Here is a 2,053-nt window from a genome sequence, read left to right as displayed (position 1 = left end):
GCAGCACCGCCGCATTGCCCGACGATCTCGCGCAGCTCCGGCTCGACGATCCCGCGCTGCTGCAACCGCCGCCGGCGTGGCCGCGGCATCGTCCGCTGCCCGACGACCTCGCCTACGTCATCTTCACCTCCGGCTCCACCGGCCGCCCCAAGGGCGTCGCCATCCCCCAGCGTGGTCTCGTCAATCTCGTGCGCTGGAGCTTTGCCGCTGTTGGCACCGACGTGCTGGCGGCGACCTTCGCCTCGTCCTCGATCAATTTCGACATGTCGGTGCTGGAGATGTTCTCGCCGCTGAGCTGCGGTGGGTGCATCGAGGTCGCATCCGACCTGCTCGCCATCGCCCATCGCGGCCGCTCCGGCATGCGGCTGTTGAGTGGCGTACCGTCGGTGTTGCGCGCGCTGCTCGACATGTCGGCGCTGCCGACCGACGCGCGCGCGCTGATCCTTGCCGGCGAGGCGCTGCCCGAGGAGCTGGTGCACCGGACGCGCGCCGTGCTGCCGGACTGCCGGATCTGGAATCTGTATGGGCCGACGGAAGCGAGCGTCTATTCCACCGCCTGGTTCTCCGACGGTCCGCACGACGCGCCGCCGACGATCGGCCGTCCCGTCCACAACATGCAGGTGCACCTGCTCGACGAGCGGCTCGCGCTGGTCCCGATCGGCGTCGTCGGCGAGGTCTATGTCGCGGGCGCGGGTCTCGCGCGCGGCTATATCAACCGTCCCGGGTTGACGGCGGAGCGCTTCATCGCCGATCCGTTCGGACCGCCGGGCACCCGGCTGTACCGCACCGGTGATCGCGCGCGCAGGCAGGCCGACGGCACGCTGGAGTTCCTGGGACGCGCCGACCATCAGGTCAAGATCCGCGGCTTCCGCATCGAGCCCGGCGAGGTCGAGAGCGCGCTGCGCCGTCACGACGGCGTCGCTGCGGCCGTCGTGGTGCCGCAGGAGCATCCGCACGGGCGGCGCCTCGTCGCCTATGTGGTCGGCCGCGACGGCGTTGCGCCGTCCATCGCAGAGCTGCGCAGCCATCTCGGCAGCCTGCTGCCAGATTACATGGTGCCTTCGCTGTTCGTCACGCTCGATGCGCTGCCGCTCACCCCCAACGGCAAGCTCGACCGCAAGGCCCTGCCCGAGCCGGACCTCGCCGTGGCCTCCGAGGCGCCCCATCGCGCACCGCGCTCCGCCACCGAGCAGGCGCTTGCCGCGATCTGGGCCGAGCTGCTCGGCCACGACGAGATCGGCATCGACGACAATTTCTTCGCCCTCGGCGGTCATTCGCTGCTTGCCACCCGCCTCGTCTCCCGCCTGCGCAGCCAGTTCGGCCGCGAGCTGCCGCTGCGCCGGCTGTTCGAGCAGCCGACCATTGCCCGCCTCGCCGCCTGCCTCGACGGCGAGACCGGCGATCAGGCCACCGCCTTCGTCGCCGTGCCCCGTCCGGTCGACCTGCCGTTGTCCGCCGCCCAGACCCGGCTCTGGTTCCTGGATCAGCTCGAAGGCGGCTCGGCCGCCTATCTCATTCCGTTCGCGCTCGATCTCGACGGCGCGCTCGATGCCCAGGCGCTCGATCGCGCGCTGACGGCGCTGGTCGCACGCCATGAGAGCCTGCGCAGCACGGTCGAGCTCAAGGCCGATGCGCCGGTGCAGATCATCCGCCCGGCCGGCGCCTTCCGCCTGCTGCACGACGACCTCTCCGATCTCTCGCCCGCCGACCGCGACGCTGCGCTGGCCGCAAGACTCGACGGCCTGGTGCAGCACCGCTTCGACCTGTCGCGCGACCTGCCGCTGCATGCGCTGCTGGTGCGGCTCGCTCCCGAGCGCCACGTGCTCGCGGTGGTCATCCATCACATCGCCTTCGACGGCTGGTCGTCCGGCATCTTCTTCGGCGAGCTCGCGCGGCTGTATGCGGCCGCCCGCAACGGCACGGTTGCGAGCCTGCCCGAACTGTCGGTGCACTATGCCGACTACGCACTGTGGCATCGCCAGCTGCTCGCCGATCCCAACGGTCCGATTCCGCGCGAGCTCGCCTACTGGCGCACGGCGCTCGCCGATGCGCC

1 protein-coding gene is annotated in these 2,053 nt (G+C 71.0%); it reads left to right on the top strand.

Annotated elements, in window-relative coordinates; translation table 11 throughout:
• On the top strand, positions 1–2,053 hold a 2,053-nt coding region (locus ACQR1D_RS31885; protein WP_434894288.1), incomplete at both ends, for an amino acid adenylation domain-containing protein.

The sequence above is a fragment of the Bradyrhizobium sp. HKCCYLRH2047 genome, from assembly GCF_051168175.1.
GTDB lineage: Bacteria > Pseudomonadota > Alphaproteobacteria > Rhizobiales > Xanthobacteraceae > Bradyrhizobium.
Note: the sequence above shows the minus strand (reverse complement) of the source record. Positions and strands in the feature narration are given on the sequence as shown.